18 protein-coding genes are annotated in these 20,092 nt (G+C 70.3%); 9 read left to right on the forward strand and 9 right to left on the reverse strand.

Annotated elements, in window-relative coordinates; genetic code table 11:
• Window positions 1-98: 98 nt before the first annotated feature.
• Genes CIW48_RS07035 through CIW48_RS07050 form a run of 4 tightly spaced genes read right to left on the reverse strand, consistent with a single transcriptional unit; the run spans window position 99 to window position 4,479 of the window.
• Window positions 99-1,094, reverse strand: a complete 996-nt coding sequence (locus CIW48_RS07035) for a Gfo/Idh/MocA family oxidoreductase (RefSeq protein ID WP_149310172.1) — start codon at window positions 1,092-1,094, stop codon at window positions 99-101.
• Entirely contained in the window at window positions 1,094-2,275 is a 1,182-nt protein-coding gene (locus CIW48_RS07040; RefSeq protein ID WP_149310173.1) for a methyltransferase domain-containing protein, read from the reverse strand. Before CIW48_RS07040 ends, CIW48_RS07035 begins: the two co-directional genes overlap by 1 nt.
• A gap of 44 nt (window positions 2,276-2,319) precedes the next feature.
• Window positions 2,320-3,249, reverse strand: coding sequence for a hypothetical protein (locus tag CIW48_RS07045; protein ID WP_149310174.1), 930 nt, complete (start codon window positions 3,247-3,249; stop codon window positions 2,320-2,322).
• 39 nt (window positions 3,250-3,288) lie between these two features.
• Entirely contained in the window at window positions 3,289-4,479 is a 1,191-nt protein-coding gene (locus tag CIW48_RS07050) for an inositol-3-phosphate synthase (protein ID WP_149310175.1), read from the reverse strand.
• Window positions 4,480-4,803: 324 nt separating this feature from the next.
• Between CIW48_RS07050 and CIW48_RS07055 the strand changes: the two genes are divergently transcribed.
• The 5 genes from CIW48_RS07055 to CIW48_RS07075 all read left to right on the forward strand — a co-directional run bounded on the left by CIW48_RS07055 (window position 4,804) and on the right by CIW48_RS07075 (window position 10,200).
• Window positions 4,804-6,027, forward strand: a complete 1,224-nt coding sequence (locus tag CIW48_RS07055; RefSeq protein ID WP_149310176.1) for a transglycosylase SLT domain-containing protein — start codon at window positions 4,804-4,806, stop codon at window positions 6,025-6,027.
• A 396-nt stretch (window positions 6,028-6,423) separates the two neighbouring features.
• On the forward strand, window positions 6,424-6,660 hold the full coding sequence (locus CIW48_RS07060; RefSeq protein WP_091778413.1) for a hypothetical protein: 237 nt from the start codon (window positions 6,424-6,426) through the stop codon (window positions 6,658-6,660).
• Window positions 6,661-6,746: 86 nt separating this feature from the next.
• Window positions 6,747-7,808 (forward strand): MBL fold metallo-hydrolase, encoded by a 1,062-nt coding sequence (locus CIW48_RS07065; RefSeq protein ID WP_149310177.1) that lies wholly within the window; start codon window positions 6,747-6,749, stop codon window positions 7,806-7,808.
• A 136-nt stretch (window positions 7,809-7,944) separates the two neighbouring features.
• Window positions 7,945-9,564, forward strand: coding sequence for an ABC transporter substrate-binding protein (locus tag CIW48_RS07070; protein ID WP_149310178.1), 1,620 nt, complete (start codon window positions 7,945-7,947; stop codon window positions 9,562-9,564).
• Between the two features lie 222 nt (window positions 9,565-9,786).
• Window positions 9,787-10,200, forward strand: coding sequence for an EF-hand domain-containing protein (locus CIW48_RS07075; RefSeq protein ID WP_149310179.1), 414 nt, complete (start codon window positions 9,787-9,789; stop codon window positions 10,198-10,200).
• Between the two features lie 174 nt (window positions 10,201-10,374).
• On the opposite strand, the gene pcaD is transcribed toward CIW48_RS07075, so the two are convergent.
• Complete coding sequence (gene pcaD / locus CIW48_RS07080) at window positions 10,375-11,184, reverse strand: 3-oxoadipate enol-lactonase (protein ID WP_149310180.1); 810 nt, start codon at window positions 11,182-11,184, stop codon at window positions 10,375-10,377.
• Window positions 11,185-11,532: 348 nt separating this feature from the next.
• Here pcaD and CIW48_RS07085 point away from each other — a divergent pair, with 348 nt between their 5' ends.
• Window positions 11,533-11,802 carry a hypothetical protein gene (locus CIW48_RS07085; protein WP_149310181.1) on the forward strand — a complete coding sequence of 90 codons (270 nt, stop codon included), beginning with the start codon at window positions 11,533-11,535 and terminating at the stop codon, window positions 11,800-11,802.
• 173 nt (window positions 11,803-11,975) lie between these two features.
• Here CIW48_RS07085 and CIW48_RS07090 read toward each other — a convergent pair whose 3' ends face one another.
• Complete coding sequence (locus CIW48_RS07090) at window positions 11,976-12,329, reverse strand: hypothetical protein (protein WP_149310182.1); 354 nt, start codon at window positions 12,327-12,329, stop codon at window positions 11,976-11,978.
• A gap of 103 nt (window positions 12,330-12,432) precedes the next feature.
• Between CIW48_RS07090 and CIW48_RS07095 the strand changes: the two genes are divergently transcribed.
• Window positions 12,433-12,861, forward strand: a complete 429-nt coding sequence (locus tag CIW48_RS07095) for a DUF1810 domain-containing protein (RefSeq protein ID WP_149310183.1) — start codon at window positions 12,433-12,435, stop codon at window positions 12,859-12,861.
• 4 nt (window positions 12,862-12,865) lie between these two features.
• Here CIW48_RS07095 and CIW48_RS07100 read toward each other — a convergent pair whose 3' ends face one another.
• Together CIW48_RS07100 and CIW48_RS07105 are read right to left on the reverse strand one after the other, a co-directional pair.
• Entirely contained in the window at window positions 12,866-15,325 is a 2,460-nt protein-coding gene (locus CIW48_RS07100) for a PBP1A family penicillin-binding protein (RefSeq protein ID WP_149310184.1), read from the reverse strand.
• Window positions 15,326-15,486: 161 nt separating this feature from the next.
• Window positions 15,487-16,152: an HdeD family acid-resistance protein gene (locus tag CIW48_RS07105; protein ID WP_149310185.1), complete on the reverse strand. Its 666-nt coding sequence runs from the start codon at window positions 16,150-16,152 to the stop codon at window positions 15,487-15,489.
• A gap of 195 nt (window positions 16,153-16,347) precedes the next feature.
• On the opposite strand from CIW48_RS07105, the gene CIW48_RS07110 reads away from it, so the two are divergent.
• Window positions 16,348-17,613 (forward strand): HlyD family secretion protein, encoded by a 1,266-nt coding sequence (locus CIW48_RS07110; RefSeq protein ID WP_149310186.1) that lies wholly within the window; start codon window positions 16,348-16,350, stop codon window positions 17,611-17,613.
• Window positions 17,610-19,274 (forward strand): DHA2 family efflux MFS transporter permease subunit, encoded by a 1,665-nt coding sequence (locus tag CIW48_RS07115; RefSeq protein ID WP_149310187.1) that lies wholly within the window; start codon window positions 17,610-17,612, stop codon window positions 19,272-19,274. The genes CIW48_RS07110 and CIW48_RS07115 overlap by 4 nt, the downstream gene beginning before the upstream one ends.
• 117 nt (window positions 19,275-19,391) lie before the next feature.
• On the opposite strand, the gene rimM is transcribed toward CIW48_RS07115, so the two are convergent.
• Window positions 19,392-20,087: a ribosome maturation factor RimM gene (gene rimM / locus CIW48_RS07120; protein ID WP_149310188.1), complete on the reverse strand. Its 696-nt coding sequence runs from the start codon at window positions 20,085-20,087 to the stop codon at window positions 19,392-19,394.
• Between the last annotated feature and the right edge of the window lie 5 nt (window positions 20,088-20,092).

A 20,092-nucleotide genomic window follows, 5' to 3' on the forward strand; every position in this document is an offset into this window, starting at 1 on the left:
CCTCCTTCGAGGCTCGCTGGCGCGGGCACCTCAGGATGAGGGCTGGGACGGGATGGATCGGTCGAGGCTCGGCGTTCGCTGATCCTGTCCAATGCTCGCTACCCCTGCCCGTAGGCGCGGGCGACGAGCCGCATCGTGTGAAGGTCTCGTGCCGCCGACCACGCCGCCCGCTCCTCGGGCCGACGCAGGGCCGAGCCGAAGGCCCGCACCTGCTCGGTGAAGGGCGAACTCTCTGGATCGAAGGCGAGCGGGTCCGGGCGACCGCTGGCGCCGTCGATGAACGCCAGCGCACCGCCGGCCGTCTGGCCCATCGTGTTCTCGGCCACCAGCATGCCCTTCGTGCCGACCACCTCCAGGCGGCGGCGGGGCAGCGCGTCGGGGCAATTGTAGGCGACGTGCAGGCTCGCCAGCGCGCCACCGGCGGTGCGGCCGATCAGAAGGGCGCCGTCATCGACGGCGTAATCCTGGGCCCGGGTCTGGGTCAGGGCCGCGATGGTGGTGATCGGCTCGCCGATCAGGAACTCCACGAGGTCGAGTCCGTGCGGCGCAAGGTCCATCAGCGCGCCGCCGCCAGCCTGGGCGGCGTCGATCCGCCAGTTCGGCTGGCCGGCCTCCGACCAGTCGCGCCCGAGCCAGCAGGCGTAGACGATCCGCACCGCCGTCACGATGCCGAGCCGCCCGGCCTCGACCTGGGCGCGGATCGCCCGGTGGGCCGGATGGTGCCGCTGGTCGAAGGCCGTGCCGTAGAAGATATTGTGGGACTCGACGGCGCGCACGATGGCCTCGGCGTCCACGAGCGTCGCCGCCATCGGCTTCTCGCAGAGCACCGCCTTGCCGGCGGCCGCCAGGGCCTCGACCGCGCCGCGGTGAAGGTGGTTCGGCGTCGCCACGTAGACCGCCTCGACGTCCGGCTCGGTGATCAGGCCAGCGAGGTCGGCATGGCCGCAGGCGCCCGCGCCTTCGGCGGCGGCGCGGCTGTCCGGGTTCGGATCGCAGACCGCGACCAACCGATGCCCGGCCGCGCGGATGCCGGGCTCCATGTAGTCGCGGGCGACCCAACCATAGCCGACGATCCCCCAGCCGACCCCGTCCATCACCAGCGCTCCGGCAGGTCGACGAATTCGCGCACGCGCACGCGCTGCGTCTCCGGCGCGTCGAGGCTGCCCTCGAAGGTCACGGTTTCGGGTCCGGGCGAGCGCATCGGGTAGGTGGCGCGGGGGGCGTATTCCGCCTCGTAGCGCTCCGACGGCCAGCGAACGCTGTATCCGTCGGCCTCGGGCACATAGAGCGGGTTGAGCCGCAGCACCGTTCCGGGTCTCGGCAGGGTCAGGCCGTCGACCACCGCACGGGGCGCCGGCCGCATGCCGGGACCGCACACCACCGAGAAGGCTTCGCAGGTCCGGAGGGCCCCGGGCTCCTGCGGGACCGGCGCCCGCGCCGCGACAAGCGCCCGGGTCAGCTCCGCGTCGTCGTAGACCAGGGCGTCGGGAAACAGCTCGGCGATCTCCTCGGCCGTCACCGCGCGACCGGCGGAGAAGCCGGGGCGGTCGCGGTTGTGGATGTGGCTCAGGGCCAGCCAGCCATCGTCGCCGGCATTCTGACGGAGGCAATCGAGAAGGCCGGCCTTGTCGTCGAGGAAGTAGAAGGCGTCGTTGCACGCGACGAGGTCGACGGGTGCCCCCGGGATCGGCCAATGCGGCGAGCCCGCATCGAAGCAGACGAGCTGCGCCTTCTCGGCGACGACCCAGTGGCGCGCGACCCAGAGCTTGGCGAAGACCACGTCCGCGCCGGCGACCTTGCAGCCGCGCCGCTGCAGCTCCCGCAGGTAATGGCCGATGCCGCAGGCGAATTCGAAGACGCAGATGGGCTCGTTCCAGTGCGCCTCCAGCAGCGACAGCCCGGCCAAGTAGGTCGGGTCGCTCCAGCGGTGCAGGAAATAGTCGCCGACCCGGCCCCAGCCGAGGCGTTCGACCGCGTCGCGCAGCGTCGCCGTGCGCCGGTCCTTGATCAGCCGGATGATCCCGGCGGGATCGGCGGGCGGCCCGTTCCACCACTCGTCCTGATCGACCAAGAGGGCGGCGAGCGCCTCGTCGGGCTCACCCGCGTCGAGATGGGCCAGCACCCGCTCGATCAGGGCCTCGCGGCCGACGCGCAGGTACGGGATGCCGTCGATCACGGGCCAGCGCGCGCCGGTCACCGCATCGCGCAGGGCATGCGGGCCGTCGGCCTTCAGCGGGTGGCCGGTATCCGGCGATGTGAGTTCGAACGGGATCATGGCTCTCGGGACCGCCCGGGCAGATGGTCGGATGGATCCGGCGATCAAGGGATGCGCATGTCGGCGAGGACACGGTCGTGGAAACCCTTCACCGGGCCGGCATGGACCAGCTCCCACTCGTCGAGCACCATCCCCATCGTGGTCGAGGCTCCGCGCAGGTGCTGGGCGATCTGCAAGACCCGATCGATACCATCCGCTGCGTGGAAGGCGCGGCCTTCCGCGGTTGCATCGTCCGGCAGGACCGCGCGGGCGCGCTCGACCTGACCACGCAGGGGCTCTGAGAGCTCGGCCAGCGCCCAGGCGGTGGTTGTGGCCATGATCGGCCCGAGATGGTCGCCGAGCAGCATCTCGCCGGCAAACCCCGCATCCGGCATCGCGGCGTTGTGGAAGTGGTGCGCCATCGCGGCCAGGAACACGGTGCCCGGGTCGGCCCGGTAGAACGGGCTGAGGCAGACGCCGTAGGCGGCCACGATCAGGCAATGCTCGGCGTGGTTCTCGGGCGGCTCCAGCAGGATGCGGGCGCGGCCTGGACAGGTGACGCCCGCCCGCGGCTGCTGCGCCAGGGCGCCGACGAAACCCGGCAGCGGTCCGGGCTTGCCCGCCGGACGTGGCGCGAGCCGCGCGCGCAGGCGATCACGGAGATCCGGATCGAGGTCTCCGGTGACGGCATCGAAGCCCGCCACCAGCACCGCGGAGGCCGCCGCCTCCGACAGGCCCGCGGCCGTGAGGAACGCCGCGTCGAGGTCGCAGAGGCGAGTCGCCGCGAGGGTGGTGGCCGTGATGTCGAGGGCGACATCCTCCGGCGGGGTCCCGCCGGTGAGGAGGCCCCAGCCCTGCGCGAACAGGCGCTCGGCGATCGACCCCTGGCGGCCCGACGAGCGGACGCGCTTGAGGTCGTTCATCTCGACCAGGAGGTCGCGCAGCGCCTCCGGCGCGGCGGCGCCGGAGAGGGGCGGTCGGGTCTCGCTTGGCATCGTCTCGTTCCGAAAATCCGCCCCGTGTTGCGACGAGGCCTAGTGCACGCCCAGCCAGTCGTGGAGCATCTTCTCCTGCTTGCCGAAGGCGTGCTCCGGACCGTGGCCGTTCTTGACCATCGGCGCCTTGAAGAAGGTCGAGAGCTGCTCCTGCACGCCGCCATCGCCGCGCTTGTTGGCGAGGTCGAGGACGCGGGCGATCTCGATGACCAGCGGCGCGGCCAGGATCGAGTCCTTGCAGAGGAAGTTCACCTTGATCTGCATCCGCTGGCCCATGAAGCCGGTGACGTCGATGTTGTCCCAGGCTTCCTTGTCGTCGCCGCGCGGCCGGTAATAGTGGATGTGCACGAGGTGGTCCTCGACCGGGTAGCCGAGGATCGAGTCGAGCACCGTGCCCTTGGTGTTGAGCTTCGACTGGAGCGAGTTCGGGTCGTTCAGGGCGAGGCCGTCGCGGTTGCCCAGGATGTTCGTCGAGAACCAGCCGTCGACGTGGAGCGCGCGGGCCTTGAAGGCCGGGGCCAGCACCGTCTTCATCATGGTCTGCCCGGTCTTGCCGTCCTTGCCGGCCACCGGGACGTTCAGCTCCTTGGCGAGGTCCAGGAGCGCCGGGACGTCCGCGGCCACGCTCGGGGTGAAGTTGGCGTAGGGGATGCCGCTCTTGATCGCCGCGTAGGCGTAGAGCATGGCGGGCGAGATCGCCTCGTCGCTCGAATCCAGACCCTTCTCGAAGGCGGCCGTCGAGTTCAGGGTCGGGTCGTTCAGGTCGGGCCAGCGCTCGGTGGAGGCGAGGTTCACCACGACCACGTCGTCGAGATTGCTCTCCTTCTGGAAGCGGCGGAGATCGTTGGCGATCACCGAGACCGCCTCGCGGTGGTCCTTGGCGACGATGCGGTTCTGGCCGTCGATGTTCTTGCAGAACTTGGCACTACCCACCGCCGGCCACGGGGTGATCCCCTTCAGGACCTGGGCGCCGTTCTCGATATCGTCCTTCGAGAGCACGCCGTGCCCGCTCGCGGCCGCGCCGAGATCGTCGCTGTTGAGGTCCCATCCGCCGAAGACGAGATCCTTGTAATCGACCATGCCCGCCACGGAGAGGCCGGCGAGCGGCAGCCCGTCGAGCCGGTTCGAGCCGGATTTGATCATCTCGATGCCGGCGATGGCAGTGGTGGCGACGGCGCCCCCCATGCCAACGAACGCGACACCGACGCGGCGACCGGACTGCATGCTCATCGGAAAACGATGTCCTTGTACGGACGCGGGTGGCGTCTTGGGACGGAAGATTCGACCCCACCGGGGCCGTTCCTAACTGGCTCGGCAGTGCCGTGTTCCAAGCCGAATGCGACAACATTGCCCTGCCGTCGCCCGGGGCGCGGCCGGATCGCGGCGTTAACGCGGCCCTAAAAGGCAGGGTTAACTCTTCCTTGACCGTGCCACGCTTGGATCACGGGGCCGTCCCATTCTGGTCACGGCCGGCGTCGATAGGGCCGCCGCTTCCGAAAAAACCCGGCCGTCAGAGCCGGGCGGACGCAAGGACCAATCTGAAGAGGACCAATGATGGGGGTTTTCCCGGAGCCGGCGCGTCGCGCCGACGACGTGAGCCGACTCGTGCCGCAGACCCTGAACGGCACCGGGCGTTTCGAGGATGAAGCCGTGGCGTGGCTGCCGCGGGCCGGCCGCGGGACAGGGCGCCGGTCACTTCGCCGCACCGGCCTGGGCCGGATCTCCGGGACGCTTGCGCTCGGGCTCGTCGCCGGGTTCGGCCTGCCGCAGGCGGCCTTCGCGCCGGCCTATTTCGCGCCTTCCGCCCAGGCCCATGACCGGGTCGATGCCAGTCCCCGCGCCGCTCAGGCGCTGGCGCGGCCGGATTCCCAGGCAAGCGCGTCCGCCGCTGCGCCGGATGCAGACGCCTGGAACGGCCTGCCCGTGCCGGAGCAGGAGCCCGCCACCACGGCCCTGATCCAGGACGACCTCGCGGCGCTGCCGCGGGTGACGCAGGAGCAGGGTCGGGACGCGGTCAAGTTCGGCGAGCGCAGCGTGCCGCGCAAGGTCGTCGACACAATCGTCAAGGCGTCCGACGAGGCCGGCGTCGACCCCGTCTACATGATGGCGCTGGCCGACAAGGAATCGAGCTTCGACACGGTTGCGAAGGCAGCGACCTCCTCGGCGCAGGGCCTGTTCCAGTTCGTCGCCCGCACGTGGCTGGAAATGATCCGCGATTACGGCGCCCGCTACGGGCTCGCCGAGGAGGCCGCAGCCGTGAAGGGCCGGGGCGCCGCGATGACCGTGACGGGCAGCATGCGCGCCCGGGTGCTCGGCCTGCGCAACGATCCGCGCGTGGCCGCCCTGATGGCGGCCGAGCTGGTCAAGCGCGACCGCGAGCGGATCGAGGCCCGGGTCGGGCGCGCGCTCACCACGACCGAGCTGTACCTCGCCCATTTTCTCGGCACCGCGAGCGCCGGGCGCTTCCTGTCGCTCTCCTCCGAGAAGCCCGACGAGGTCGCGGGACGCGAGTTCCGCACCGCGGCCCGAGCCAATCGGAGCCTGTTCACCGAGAAGGCGGGCGGCAAGCGCCGCAGCCTGACCGTGGCCGAGCTGCACGACCGGATCGACGGCATGATCGACCGGCGGCTGACCCGCTACCAGGGTGTCGCGGCGGTTGCCGAGGCGCTGGTCAAGGCGCCGGCCCAGAACGACGTCGCCGCCAGCGAGGAGACGGCTCCGGTGGCGGGCAACCGCCGCGTCGAGGTGACGGAGGCGCTGCCGCCGGACGGGGTGTGAGGACCTTGTCGGGCCGGCGGCTTTCCTGAGCGGATCGGAACACCGCTTCGGCGCGTCGGGGCTGTCCGATGGGCGGCTCGCCCTGCCTCGTCTCTCCGTGGCGTTTCCCAGGCGCCGCTCCGTCATCCGGGGCCGCACCGACGGAACCCGGGATCCGGAGAGGCCCAGGCGACAGATCCTTGCGCGGACGGCGGCCCTGGATTCCGGGCTCGCCTGCAGCGCCCCGGAAAGACGGAGCGGGTCGGGAGCGAGGCGTCGAGGTTCGGAGCCGGCCCTCGCCCGACCCACCGACGCGCGACCGTCGAGCGGCCTCGCAATGCGTGTTTTAAGTCGCCGTTAACCATACCAAGACCAATCCTTTCGGCGAACGACTTCTCTTTGAGACGCTTCGCGCCGATGCCCCGCTTCTTCATCGACCTTCACGACGGTTCACAGCCGATCCACGATGAGGTCGGCTTCGACCTCCCGGACCTGCCTGCGGCCAGGGCCAAAGTCACCCGGATCATGTCGGCGATCGCCCGCGACATGCTGCCGGATGTCGAGCGCCAGGATTACGTCGCCTGCGTCCGCGACGGAGTCGGCAAGATCGTCTACCGGGCACGCCTCTCCCTCGCTGCCGAGATGGTCGACTGAGCCGGGGCGGCCTCGCATGGGCCTGAGGCTCACCGCCGCTCCACCGGCGTGCTTGACCGGCCCCCGGTTCGGGCCATCTCGGATCCATGAAACGGCGCAGCCTGCTCACGGTCGCGAGTGCGGCCACGGTCATGACGCTCGGCGGTGTCGGCTATGCCGCGCATCGGCGCGGCAAGAACCCCTATTATCGCGGCCCGACCTCCGACCATTTCGACGGGCTGCGGTTCTTCCTGCCGGAGCAGGCGACCGACAAGTCGCTGCCGGACGTGTTGCGCTGGCAGGCCAAGCGGCAGCGCGAGCCCTGGCCGAAGAGCTTCCCCAGCCCCTTTCCGGTCGACCGGCCGCCCGAGCGCGTCGCGGGCCTGCGGGTCGTGCTGATCGGCCACGCGAGCTATCTCGTGCAGGTCGCCGGCCGCAACATCCTGATTGATCCGGTCTTCGCCAAGCGCGCGAGCCCGGTCCGCTTTGCCGGTCCGAAGCGCGTCAATCCGCCCGGGATCGCCTTCGCCGACCTGCCGCCCATCGATGCGGTTCTGGTCACCCACAACCACTACGACCATCTGGACGGGCCGAGCCTCGCTCGGATCTGGCAGGCGCACCAGCCGCTGATCGTGGCGCCGCTGGGCAACGACACGATCCTGCGCGGCTACGACGATACGATGCATGTCGAGATTCGCGACTGGGGGCAGTCGGTCGATCTCGGCGACGGCCTGCAGGTCCACCTGACACCCGCGAACCACTGGTCGGCCCGGGGCGTCAACGACCGGCGGATGGCCCTGTGGTGCGCCTTCGTGATCACCTCGTCCCGCGGCGTGCACTATCATGTCGGCGATACCGGCTTCGGCGACGGCACGCTGTTTTCCGAAATCCGAGCCCGCTTCGGGCCACCGCGTCTCGCGACGCTGCCGATCGGCGCCTACGAGCCGCGCTGGTTCATGCAGGCGCAGCACGTCAACCCGGCCGAGGCGGTGAAGGCTTTTACATTGCTCGGCGCCGAGCAGGCACTCGGCCATCACTGGGGCACGTTCCAGCTCACCGACGAGGGCATCGAGCGGCCCGCGGAGGCGCTGGCGGTCGCCCTCGGCGGCGCCGGCATCCCGCTCGAGCGGTTCCTTCCCCTGAGACCCGGACAGATCTGGGAGGTCTGACTGCTCTCGGCGAGGCATTGGGCATGATGCGTGCATCATTCTGCATGCAGCATGGGGACACGGCCCGGACAGCGCCGCCGCGCGCCTGAAGGCGGGTGCCGCTCCATGCGGCGCCCGCCTTCAGCCGAGAGACACGATGGACCCGATCAAGCCGACACGCCGATCCCTGATGGCCGGGGGCGTCGCCCTCGCCGCGTTCGGGGCGGCGGGCCGGGCCGGCGCGCAGGGCGCGGCCCCCGGCAGCCTGACCTACGGCATCTCCATGACCGACCTGCCGCTCACCACCGGCCAGCCGGATCGGGGCGCCGGCGGCTACCAGTTCACCGGACTGACCCTTTACGACCCCCTGGTCGCCTGGGAACTCGACGTCGCGGACCGGCCGGGCAAGATGGTACCCGGACTCGCCACCGCCTGGGAGGCCGATCCGGCCGATCCCAAGGTCTGGACTTTCCACCTGCGGGAGGGGGTGACCTTCCACGACGGTTCGGCCTTCGATGCCGACGCGGTGATCTGGAACTTCGACAAGGTACTGAACAAGGAGGCGCCGCATTTCGACCAGCGGCAGGCGGCCCAGGTCCGTCCGCGCCTGCCCGGGGTCGCGAGCTATCGGAAGCTCGACGCCAAGACCGTCCAGGTGGTCACGAAGGCCCCCGACAGCCTGTTCCCCTACCAGATGCTCTGGTTCCTGATCTCCTCTCCGGCGCAGTACGAGAAGGTCGGCCGGGACTGGGCGAAATTCGCCTTCGAACCCTCGGGGACCGGGCCGTTCCGGATGGGCCAGCTGGTGCCGCGGGTGCGCCTCGAATTGCTGCCGAATGTCGGCTACTGGAATCCGAAGCGGGTTCCGAAGCTCGCGAAGCTGACCCTCACCTGCGTGCCCGAGGATCTCGCCCGGGTAAACGCGCTCCTGTCCGGCAGCGTCGACCTGATCGAGGCGCCCGCGCCCGACGCCGTCCCGCGCCTGAAGGCCGCCGGGATGCGGGTGGTGGGCAACGACACGCCCCATGTCTGGAACTACCACTTGTCGATGCTGGAGGGCTCGCCCTGGCGCGACCTGCGCCTGCGCAAGGCCGCCAATCTCGCCATCGACCGCGCGGGTGTCGTCGAGCTGATGGGCGGCCTCGCCCAGCCCGCCGTCGGGCAGGTGCAGGAATCGAGCCCGTGGTTCGGCAAACCGGGCTTCAAGATCACGACCGACGTCGATCAGGCGCGCAAGCTCGTCGAGGAGGCCGGGTATTCGGTCAAGAACCCGGTGAAGGCCACGGTCCTGATCCCGACCGGGGGGACGGGCCAGATGCTGTCGCTGCCGATCAATGAGTTCGTCCAGCAGAGCTGGGCGGAGGTCGGGATCCAGGTCACGTTCAAGACCGTCGAACTGGAGGTGGCCTACACCGCATGGCGCCAGGGCGCCGCGGATCCGAGCCTCAAGGGGGTCAGCGTGGGCAACATCGCCTACGTCACGTCGGACCCGTTCTACGCGATCCTGCGCTTCTACGATTCGAAGCAGATCGCTCCGAACGGCGTGAACTGGAGCCACTACCGCAACCCCGAGGTCGACGCCCTGTGCGACAAGGTGAAGGCGAGCCTGGACATCGATGAGCAGAACAGGCTGCTGGCGCGCATCCATGAGATCGTCGTCGACGATGCCGTACAGGTTTGGGTGGTCCACGACACCAATCCGCACGCACTGTCTTCGCGGGTGAAAAATTACGTCCAGGCGCAGCACTGGTTTCAGGACCTCGCGACGCTCGCCTGATCCGGGCAGACCTGTCTCCGGATCGGGAAGGGCGCGAGACGGCACGCGCATCGCCCCTCGGCAACTATGCGCCTTCTTGGGGGCCGGCTCATACCGGCCCCCTTTTTCTATGGCGCGCCCCGGGAGACGACCGGATCCGCCCACAGGGTCCGATTTCGCACTTGCAGCACGGTGAGTCGGAGACTAGGAAGATCGGGCATCATTTTTCGGGAGAGTTTGGCAATGACCCTTCGTTTCTTCAGTGGCTTCGCGGCGGTGACGCTCGCGGTGTGCGGCCTTTCTGCTCCGGCCGCGCTGGCCAAGCCGGTGAGCGGAGCGAGCGCCGTCAAGATGATCGACACCGACAATGACGGCACCGTCGATCTGAAGGAAGTGGAAGCCGTGGCTTCGGCGACCTTCGACCGCCTCGAGAAGGATGCGGACGGCACCCTCGACGCCCGTGAGCTGAAGGGCCGCCTCAGCAAGGCTGGCGTGAAGCAGGCCGATCCCGACAGCGACGGCACCCTCGACAAGAAGGAATACCTCGCGGCGGTCGGAGAGCGCTTCAAGCTGGCCGATCCGGACAGCGACGGCACCCTCGACGCCAAGGAGCTGAACTCCAAGGCCGGCAAGGCCCTTCTCGCCCTCATCAAGTAAATCGGACTGGACGTTCCTGAGGAACGTCGATGAGCAGGGCCCCCGCGGAGCCGACGCGGGGGCCCTGCTGCGTTCAAGCCGGGCCTTGCCGTCGACCGGCGCCTCGCGGCCCTGTGCACCAGCCCGGACACGAGATTGGCACCCTCGGCGACGCTGCCGCCGACGCGAGGCGAGTCAGCGTCCCGGCTCCGCACCCCGCGCGGTGCGGTCGAGGAAAGCCCGCAGGTAGCTGCCGACGGCCTCGGCACGCTCCACGGCCAGCAGATGCGCGGCGCGGGGCAGGACGACGAGTTCGGCCTGGACGATGCCGCCGCATATCTCCTCGGCCATGGCCGGCGGCGTCGAGGGGTCGTCGCGGCCCGCGATCACCAGGGTCGGCGTGGTGATTGCGGAGAGCGCCGGCCGGAGATCCATGCGCCCGATCGCCCCGCAACACACGGCGTAGCCGGCCGGATCGCAGGCCAAAAAGCGTTCGCGGACCGACTGGACCGCGGCCGGGTCGCGCCGCACGAAATCCGGCGTGAACCAGCGGCCGAGCGTCGCCTCCACGACGGAGGCCGTTCCGTGGGCGCGAACGGTCGCAGCCCGTTCGTCCCAGCTCTGCGTGCTCGGCATGTAGGCGGCCGTCGCCATCAGGGTGGCGCTGAGCGCCCGTTCGGGATCGGCACTCGCCAGCGCCTGCACGGTCATCCCGCCGAGCGACAATCCGACCAGATGGGCACGGTCGATCCCGAGGGTGTCGAGCAGGCCCGCAAGGTCCTGGGCGAGATCCGCCACCGCTACGGGCCGGTCGCGGGTGTCAGACCCGCCATGGCCTCGCGTGTCGTAGCGCAGCGTCCGGAACCGTCCTGCGAGCGCCGGTATCAGCGCGTCCCACATCTCCAGGGTCGCACCCAGCGAGTTCGAGAAGGCGACCACGGGGGCGTCGTCGGGTCCTTCGAGGAGGTAGCGAAATCCGATCCCCGCGACTGTGATCTGAGGCATGCAGCGGTCTCCGGTTTGGCGTGTTCGAGAATGTCATGCCGGGAGGTCGCGACCATCGCTGGCCGGCACGTCGAAAGGCTCGGTGATGCCTGGGCCGTCGCGGTCTCCCGGACGGCTTCGGCTCTCAGGCGCGGCCCAGGCATATCAGGTCCCAACCGCGCTCGTGCAGGTCGTCCGGTACGGTCTCTGCGGCATGATCCATGGCGGACGCCGCCCCGTCGGATTCGCTTCGGCGCGGATCCCGTTGCCGCGCGTGATCCGGCACGCGGTGCCGTCTTCAACATGGGTCAATGCGCCAATGGGCGAAATGCCCGACGAGAGCGGCTGCAAGGCAGGAGGAGATGAGCGATGCACGAGCCTTCGATGGGCGACGCCGCGATCCGTCCGGCGGAATTCTGGGACACGGTGGCCGGGCTGGTGACCGCCAAGGTCGAGCCGGTGATCGGCCGGGGTGACAAGCAGCGGGGCCCGGTAATCGACTACTTGCGCGACCTGGAAGCCCTGGCGCGGCGACAATGCGGCAACCGGGACACGGTCCAGATCATCGCCTCCGGCCGGCGGCTTCTCGGGGACCGCAGCGAGGTCAAGCCGTCGGACGGTCCCTCAATCCGAGCCTGAGATCGCCCTTCCGGAAGTGGGGCGCACCGTTGCTCGACGGTCCGCTGCCGGATCCGTCCCCGCGAACGCGGCCAAGCCATGCAGTGGCTCTCCGTGACGGACTTCGCGCGGCCCTGAGTTGCTTCGCTGCGCTCGCGAGGACGAGGATGCGTCCGGTATCCGGCAGCCATCCGTCAGCGCTGGACGCCTGTCCGCGACCGGACCAGGATGATCGCCCCCGCCACCGCCCAGGCCGCACAGGTCGGCGCTACCCATTGCTGCAGGTTCGGCAGCGACCACCCGTACAGGAACTCGGCGCCGAGATGCGCCTGAACGGCATCCCAGCCGGCATGCTTGATGTCGTGTTCCCGCTGCCCGGCCTCGCGACCGTAATAGTAGGTCGAGACCACCAGCGCGGCGATGCCTTCCGGGCGCGGGCTGCGCAGCAGGATCAGCGCGGCAGCCATCCCGGCGGTCTCGAGGATCGCCGTCAGGGCGTGGCTCATTGCCGGGTTCGCGACCATGAAGGCGACGAGCGTTGCGAGCATGGGCCGCGCTTACATCAAACCGGACACGGCGTCTGCGACGGCCTGCATCCAGGAGCGGCAAGGCGCCGTTGATGGAGTGAAACCGGAGCATCGGAGCCACGCCATGTCGGACGTCTACCAACTCGGCCGCTTCGTCGCCGCGCAGGAGGGCGTCTACGAGCGGGCGCTGGCGGAACTGCGGGCCGGTGCGAAGCGCAGCCACTGGATGTGGTTCGTCTTTCCGCAGGTCGCCGGGCTCGGCGCGAGCCCGATGGCGCAACGCTACGCCATCGGTTCCCTGGAAGAGGCCGAAGCCTATCTGGCGCATCCGGTGCTGGGCGAGCGCCTGCGCGCCTGCACGGCGGCCGTGAACGCGGTTGCCGGGCGCTCGGCCCACGCGATCTTCGGCTCGCCGGACGATCTGAAATTCCGCTCCAGCATGACGCTGTTCGCCCGTGCCGCCCCCGGGGAGCCGCTCTTCGCCGACGCGCTGGCGCGCTACTTCGACGGCGCCCCCGACCCGCGTACGCTGGCGAAGCTCGGGGAAGGCTAGCGCCTCACCGGCCCCACAGGCCGACGCGCTCGGCGCGGGCCTGCTCCTCCGCGCCCAGGAGGTCCGGCGGCGCGTCCTCCGAGGCCCGCGCGCCGCCGGCCGCCAGGATCAGCCCGGCGAGGTCGTCGCCCTCGATGCGGCAGCGGGCCGTGGCCCCATCGGAGAGTCCGGTGCAAACCACCTCGCGGCGGCGCAGGTAGCTGGCGAGCTGGCGGGCGAGGTGGCCGCGCTCGCCGACGACGCCGAGGAGGCGCACGACCCGCCCGCGCAGGTTGAGGGTGCCGGTGTCGATCACCTCCGGCACGCCGCGGACCTCGCCGCCCGCGACCGGCTCGGCCGCGGGGGCAGGCGCGGGCGCCCGCGCCGGCTCGGCCGGCTCCGCCGAGGGCCGGAGCTTGCCCTTCGCGAGCTTCTCCGTGGCCCGCTGGATGAAGTCGTGGAAGATTCCGGCCGGCATCTCGCCGCCGAACATGCGGTTCATCGAGCTGTCGTCGTCGTTCCCGACCCAGATCCCGACCACGAGGTCGGGGGTCATGCCGACGAACCATGCGTCGCGGAAATCCTGGCTCGTGCCGGTCTTGCCGCCGATGATCTGGCCCGGCACCCGCGCGGCACGGCCGGTGCCGGATTCCACCACCGCCTGCAGCGAGTCGAGCATCATGGTGCGCGGCTCCTGCGCCAGCATCGCGCCCGGGGCCGGGTCGGTTCGGACGTAGAGCGGCTGCGGCGCCGCCCCGCGGATCGCCTGGATGTCGTAGGCCTGGAGCGGCGTGCGCCCGGACAGGACCGAGCCGTAGGCGCGGGCCATCTCCAGGAGGCTCACGGCGCCCGAGCCGAGGACGAGGCTCGGCACGTTGGGCAGGTCCGACTGGATCCCGAGCTTGCGCGCGGTGGCGATCACCGCCGGGATGCCGACATCCTGCCCGAGCTGGGCCGCCACGGTGTTGATCGAGAGCGCGAAGGCGGTCCGCAGGGGCACGGGCCCGCGATAGCGCCCGTCGTCGTTCTCCGGGTCCCAATCGCCGATCTGGACCGGGCGGTCGACCATCACGGATTCCGGCGTGTAGCCCTTCTCGTAGGCCGTCAGGTAGACGAGGAGCTTGAACAGGGAGCCGGGCTGGCGCTTGGCCTGGACGGCGCGGTTGAACTGGCTGTCCTCGTAGTCGCGGCCGCCGACCATGGCGAGGATCGCGCCCTCCTTCGACAGCACCACCATGGCGGCCTGGCCGACCTTGCGGCGGGCACCGTCCTTGTCGAGGCGGCGGGCGACGACGCCCTCGGCGAGGCTCTGCAGGTCGAGGTTGAGGGTCGAGCGCACCGTCATGTCGCCGTCGGTGCCGGCGAGGCGCTTCACGTCGCCCGCGATCATGTCGAGGAAGTAGTTGGTGCCGGGCGGCGCCTCGGGTGGCGACTTCAGGGTCACGCTCTGCTTGCGCGCGGCGTCGGCTTCGGCTTGCGTGATCGCGCCGGTCTCGACCATGGCCTGTAGCACCACGTCGGCGCGCTCCTTGGCACCGCCGAGGTTGCGCGTCGGGGCGAGCTGCGAGGGCGCCCGCACCAGCCCGGCCAGCATCGCCGATTCCGGCAGATTCAGGGCCTTGGCGGGCTTGCCGAAATAGCGCCGCGCCGCCGCGTCAGCTCCGTAGGCGCCGGCGCCGAAATAGGCGGAGTCGAGGTAGCCGAGCAGGATCGCGTCCTTGCTCATCATCGACTCGACCCGCAGCGCCAGAAAGGCCTCCTGCACCTTGCGCCAGAGCGATTTCTCCTGGTTGAGGGAGATCAGCCGGACATATTGCTGGGTGATCGTCGAGCCACCCTCGCGCACGCCGCCGCCGCGGAGATTACGCCACACGGCCCGGGCAAGGCCGCGCAGGTCGATGCCCCAGTGGCTGTAGAAGCGCCGGTCCTCGATCGCCACGATCGCTTGGGCGAGGTGCGGCGGCAGGTCGGCGGCCGTGAGCTTCTGGCCGCGGAAGCTGCCGCGGGTGGCGAAGACCCGGCCGTCATCGGCCTCCACGGTGATCGCCCGCTGGCCGGTCTCCACCACGGCGCCGCCGAGCGGCGGCAGGGTCACGAAGGCCGCGAACAGGTACACGGCCAGCGCCAGGACCGGCAGCAGGACCAGCCCGGCCGCGGCGAGCCAGGCCGGGTGCCGGCGGCCCAAGATCGGCCGCATCCGCCGGCTCAGGCCCCGTTCCTCCGGCTGCGGAATGGCCGTGTCGGCGGGACGATCCATCCGGGCGGTGCGAGCCCGCGCCGCCCAGCGCGCGGACAAGGCCCGGCCACGACGCGCAAGGCCGCGGCCGGCCGCGGCGATCAGCGTCCGGAGATGGCGGAACAGGTCGCGCGCTGCGCGCCCGGCCTCGCGGGCGGCGAGGCGCGGATCTGGGGCCTCAGGGGCGGAATCCGGCTTCGGCGGTCTCGGCCCGTCGGCGGGGGCGCGCTCCGGCGCGTCGGGCGTCATCGTGATGCGGATTCCGAGACCGGCCGATCCGGTCGACCGAGCCTTCTAAGCCGCATCGGCTCCCATGTCCCGCGCATGCGCGAACGGAGGCCGGGCGGCCCGTCGATCGCGCCGCGACCGTGTGGATCGGGCCACGAGCCCGATCCGGCTTGCCGGTCGGCTCAGCGGCCGAGCGGCGGCGTCGGCCCCGAGGCCGCCCCGTGCCGGCTGCGCAGCTGGAAAGCCAGGATCAGCAGCAGCACGCCGAAGGCGAAGGTGTAGGAGCCGATCCACCATGTCAGGACCAGGGCCGACATGCCCGGATTGATGAGCAGCGCGAGGCCGAACAGGATCGAGACGACCCCACCGAGGACCAGCCACCACCGCCCGTAATGGATGTGCAGGCGGAAGGCGGCCGCGATCATCAGGCCGCCCGTCACCAGCGCCCATGCGGCGAGCAGCATTACGAATGCCCAGACGGCCGCGGCCGGCACCAGCGCCGCGGCGACACCCACGATGATGTCGACGAGACCTTCGAGCAGCAGGAAGCCCCAGCGCTCATGGCGCTGCGCGGCCCGGACCGCGCCCACGATGGCGAAGACGCCGTCAACGAGCATGTAGGCGGCGAAGAACAGCACCAGGGAGAGCACGAAGGCGCCCGGGGCAACGAACGCGATCACGCCGAACAGGATCGCGATGACGCCGCGCAGAGCCACGAGCCACCAGTTGCGCGCGAGCGCCGCGCTCATCGCATCGAGGCGAGCGACGCCGACGAGGGGGATACCCGTGGGCGAGCTCGTCGGACCGGATCCGGAGCTGTGCGGCGTTGGGGATGGGCTGCTTGTCATGGCGAACTCCTGAAGCCTCTCGGCCGAAAACCGCGAAGGTTCCGGGCGCAGAACGTCGCAGTGCGGCATGCGTTCCTATACGGGCAGATCTGCGCAGGGAACCTTGAGACTGCGGCCGGCTTTTGCTGCCTGAGGCGGGCGATGCGACAAGCCCGGTCACCCCAGGGTGGCCGGCCCATCGGGCGACGACTTCCCATGTTTGACGATCAGCGGCACTCCTCCGAGGACGAGGCGCGCCTGCGGCCGGCCGAAAGCCGGGCGGCCGTGGGCGAACGCGATGTCCTGGATCTCGGCCGGACCTATCCGTCCGCGGCTGGCGAGACCGCGCGCAAGCCCGGTGCGGAGGACGCGGCAAACGAGCCCGAGGCGCAGGACGGCGCAACCGGCGACGAGGCGGAGGGATCCGACAATGCCGGTGACGGCGCACGGCGCCCGAACGTCCTGCGGCGCCACCCGCTCGCGTTCCTCCTCGGCGGCCTCGCGGTCGTCGCGCTGTGCGTCGCGGTGTTCTTCTACTGGCTGCTGTACATGCACCCCTACGAGAGCACCGACGACGCCTTCGTGGATGCACGCAGCATCTCGGTCCAGCCGAAGGTCGGCGGCTATCTCGTCGACGTGCCGGTGACCGACAACCAGCATGTCGAGGCCGGCCAGATCCTGTTCCAGATCTTCCAGCGCGATTATCAGATCGCCCTCGATCAGGCGAAGGCGCAGGTCGCGGCCGACGAGGCCGGTATCAAGAACATCGACGCGCAGATCCAGGCGCAATACGCCAACATCGACGTGTCCAAGGCGCAGGTCGCCACCGCCGAGGCGGCGCTGAAATTCGCCCAGGAGGATGCGGCTCGCTACAAGGACCTCGCCGAGCGCGGCTCCGGCTCGGTCCAGCAATCGCAATCGGCAACCTCGACGCTGCAGCAGCGGCAGGCCGCCGTGCAGAGCGCCAATGCCAGCGTGGTCGCGGCGCAGAAGCAGGTCGGCTCGCTTCAGGCCCAGAAGGCTTCGACCCAGGCACAGCTCGGCCGTGACCGGGCGCAGGTCGAGCAAGCCGAGCTGAATCTCGGCTACACGACCCTTCGCGCCGTGCAGCCCGGGCGCATCGTGCGACTCACCGGCGGCGTCGGCCAGCTCGCCCAGGCCGGCCAGAGCCTGGCGATGTTCGTGCCCGACGACATCTGGGTGACGGCGAACTTCAAGGAGACGCAGATCTCCGACATGCGGCCGGACCAGCCGGTCGATCTCGAGATCGACGCCTATCCGGGCCGCAGGATCCACGGCACGGTGGCCTCCGTGCAGCCGGGTTCGGGTACGGCCTTCAGCCTCCTGCCGGCGCAGAACGCCACCGGCAACTACGTGAAGGTGACCCAGCGCATCCCGGTAAAGATCGTCGTCAAGGACTGGCCGACGGACGTGTCGATCGGCCCGGGCATGTCGATTGTCCCGACCGTCACGGTGCGGTGAGCGCCGTGGTCGGCCAAGCGAGCGCACCGGCGCCCGGCCGCAAGCCGCGGGGCGGAAAACCCGGCGCCGGCAAATCCGAGGCCGGCAAGGCACCGGGGGGCCACAATCCGTGGCTCATCGCCGGCGTGGTGGCGCTGGCGACCTTCATGGAGGTGCTCGACACCACCATCGCCAACGTGGCCCTGCGCTACATCTCGGGCGGTCTGGCGGTCGGCCCCGACGAGGCGGCCTGGGTGGTGACGAGCTACCTCGTCGCCAACGCGATCACGCTGACGGCGTCGAGCTTCCTGGCCAAGCGCTACGGCCGCAAGGCGTTCTTCATGTGGTCGGTGGCCCTGTTCACCGTCTCGTCGATCCTGTGCGGCTTCGCCTGGAGCCTGGAATCCCTGCTGCTGTTCCGGGTGATGCAGGGGCTCGGCGGCGGCGGCATGGCGCCGCTCGCGCAGTCGATCCTGGCGGATTCCTTCCCGCCGGCGAAGCGCGGCCAGGCCTTCGCGCTCTACGGGGTCGCCATCGTGGTGGCGCCGGTGATCGGCCCGACGCTCGGCGGCTGGCTCTCCGACAACGCCTCCTGGCACTGGTGCTTCCTGATCAACGGGCCGGTGGGCGTCATCGCCCTCGGGCTGATGTACTGGCTGATCGAGGACAGCGCGGCGGCCAAGAGGGATCGCCGCGCCCTGGTCCGCAAGGGCATCCGGTTCGACATCGTCGGCTTCGTGCTGGTCGCCCTGTTCCTCGGCTCGCTGGAGGTGATCCTCGACGAGGGCCAGCGGAAGGACTGGTTCGGCACCTCGACGCTGATGAACGTCTCCGGCGTGCTGATGGTCGTCTCGTTCATCGCCATGATCCCCTGGCTGCTGAACAAGGAGAATCCGGCCGTCGACCTCCGCCTCATCGGTAACCGTCAGTTCGGCTCGTGCTTTTTGGTAATGATGTTCACTGGGGCTATCCTGATCGCCACCACGCAGTTCATCCCGCAGATCACGCAGGAATATTACGGCTACACCGCCACCCTGTCGGGCCTCGTCCTCGGCCCCGGCGGCATCGTCACAGTGGTGATGATGTTCTTCACCGGTCGGATCTCGTCCTATGTTCAGCCGAAATGGCTGATCGCCACCGGCATGACCATCGTGGCGCTGGGCATGTACGACCTGACGCGGATCGACGGCAGCACGACCTTCGCGTTCTTCGCATGGTCGCGGGTCTATATCGGCATCGGCCTGCCGATGGTGTTCCTGTCGATCACCTCGGCCTCATACGAGGGGATCCGAAAGGACCAGACCGATCAGGCCTCGGCGCTGATCAACGTCGCCCGCAACGTCGGCGGCTCGATGGGCGTCTCGCTCGCCCAGAACATCCTGGCCTACCGGAGCCAGTTCCATCAGAGCCGCCTTGTGGAAAGCGTCAACCCGGCCTCGCCGGCCTACCAGGAGACCATGCGGCAGGCGACGCAGTACTTCTCCGAGCACGGCTACGCCGGCGTGGAGGCCCAGAGCCAGGCGACGGCGTGGATCGGGAGCGTGCTCAGCACGCAGGTGGCCTACTGGGCCTATATCGACGTGTTCTGGGTGCTCGGTCTCGTCGCCGCCTGCGCGGTCCCGCTGGCCCTGAGCCTGAAGAGCGTCAAGCTCGGCGGCGGTGCGCCGGCCGGGGGGCATTGAGGGGCGGTAATCGCGGCCGGGGCGCCGCAGGCGACCCCGGGATGACGGGGAGACGCCACCTGTCGCCAGACCGCGGTGGAGGCGGCGATGCGCCTCTCCCGCGGCCGCCCGCGGCCCCTAGCCCGGATCGTCGGCGGGCTTCTCGCCCGGCGCCGCGAACAAGTCCTCCGGCGCGGCCACGGTGACGCGGCGCTGCGCGATGTCGAGGACCGGCACGAAGGCCTTCGTGAAGGGCAGGAGCGCCGTGGCGCCGCCGTTCGGCGGGCGCAGTTCCAGGAGATCGCCGCCGCCGTAATTCGGCACGGCCACGATCGTTCCGACGACCGTTCCTGCCTCGTCCACCGCCGTCGCGCCGATCAGGTCGGCGGCGTAGACCTCGTCGTCGTCCTCGGGCGCCACCAAGCGGTCGCGGTGCACGAACAGGGCGACGCGGTTGAGCGCCTCCGCTTCGCTGCGGCCCGAGACGCCCCTTACCCGGGCGATCAGCATGTCGGGGGACGAACCGGGGGCGAGACGCACGTCGGCGAGCGTCAGCGTCCGGCCGTCTGCCGTCTGAAGGGAACCGTAGCCGGCGATCGCCTGCGGATCGCCGGTGTAGGATTTGAGCCGGACCTCGCCGTTGAGGCCGTGCGCCCGCCCGAACTCGCCCAGCAGGACGAGGTTCGGATCGGGCGGAACGGCCAGCGGCGCCGGCTTGAGGGCCGGCGCCTTGGGCGAGGTCGCCGCATCGGGGGCGATCTTGCCGATCGCCGAGCTCGTGCGGCCCCGGCGGCCGCCGTCGCGGGAGGTGGGCCCTGCGGGGCGGCGCGCCATGACCG

The organism is Methylobacterium sp. P1-11 (genome assembly GCF_008329595.1).
Classification (GTDB): Bacteria; Pseudomonadota; Alphaproteobacteria; order Rhizobiales; family Beijerinckiaceae; genus Methylobacterium.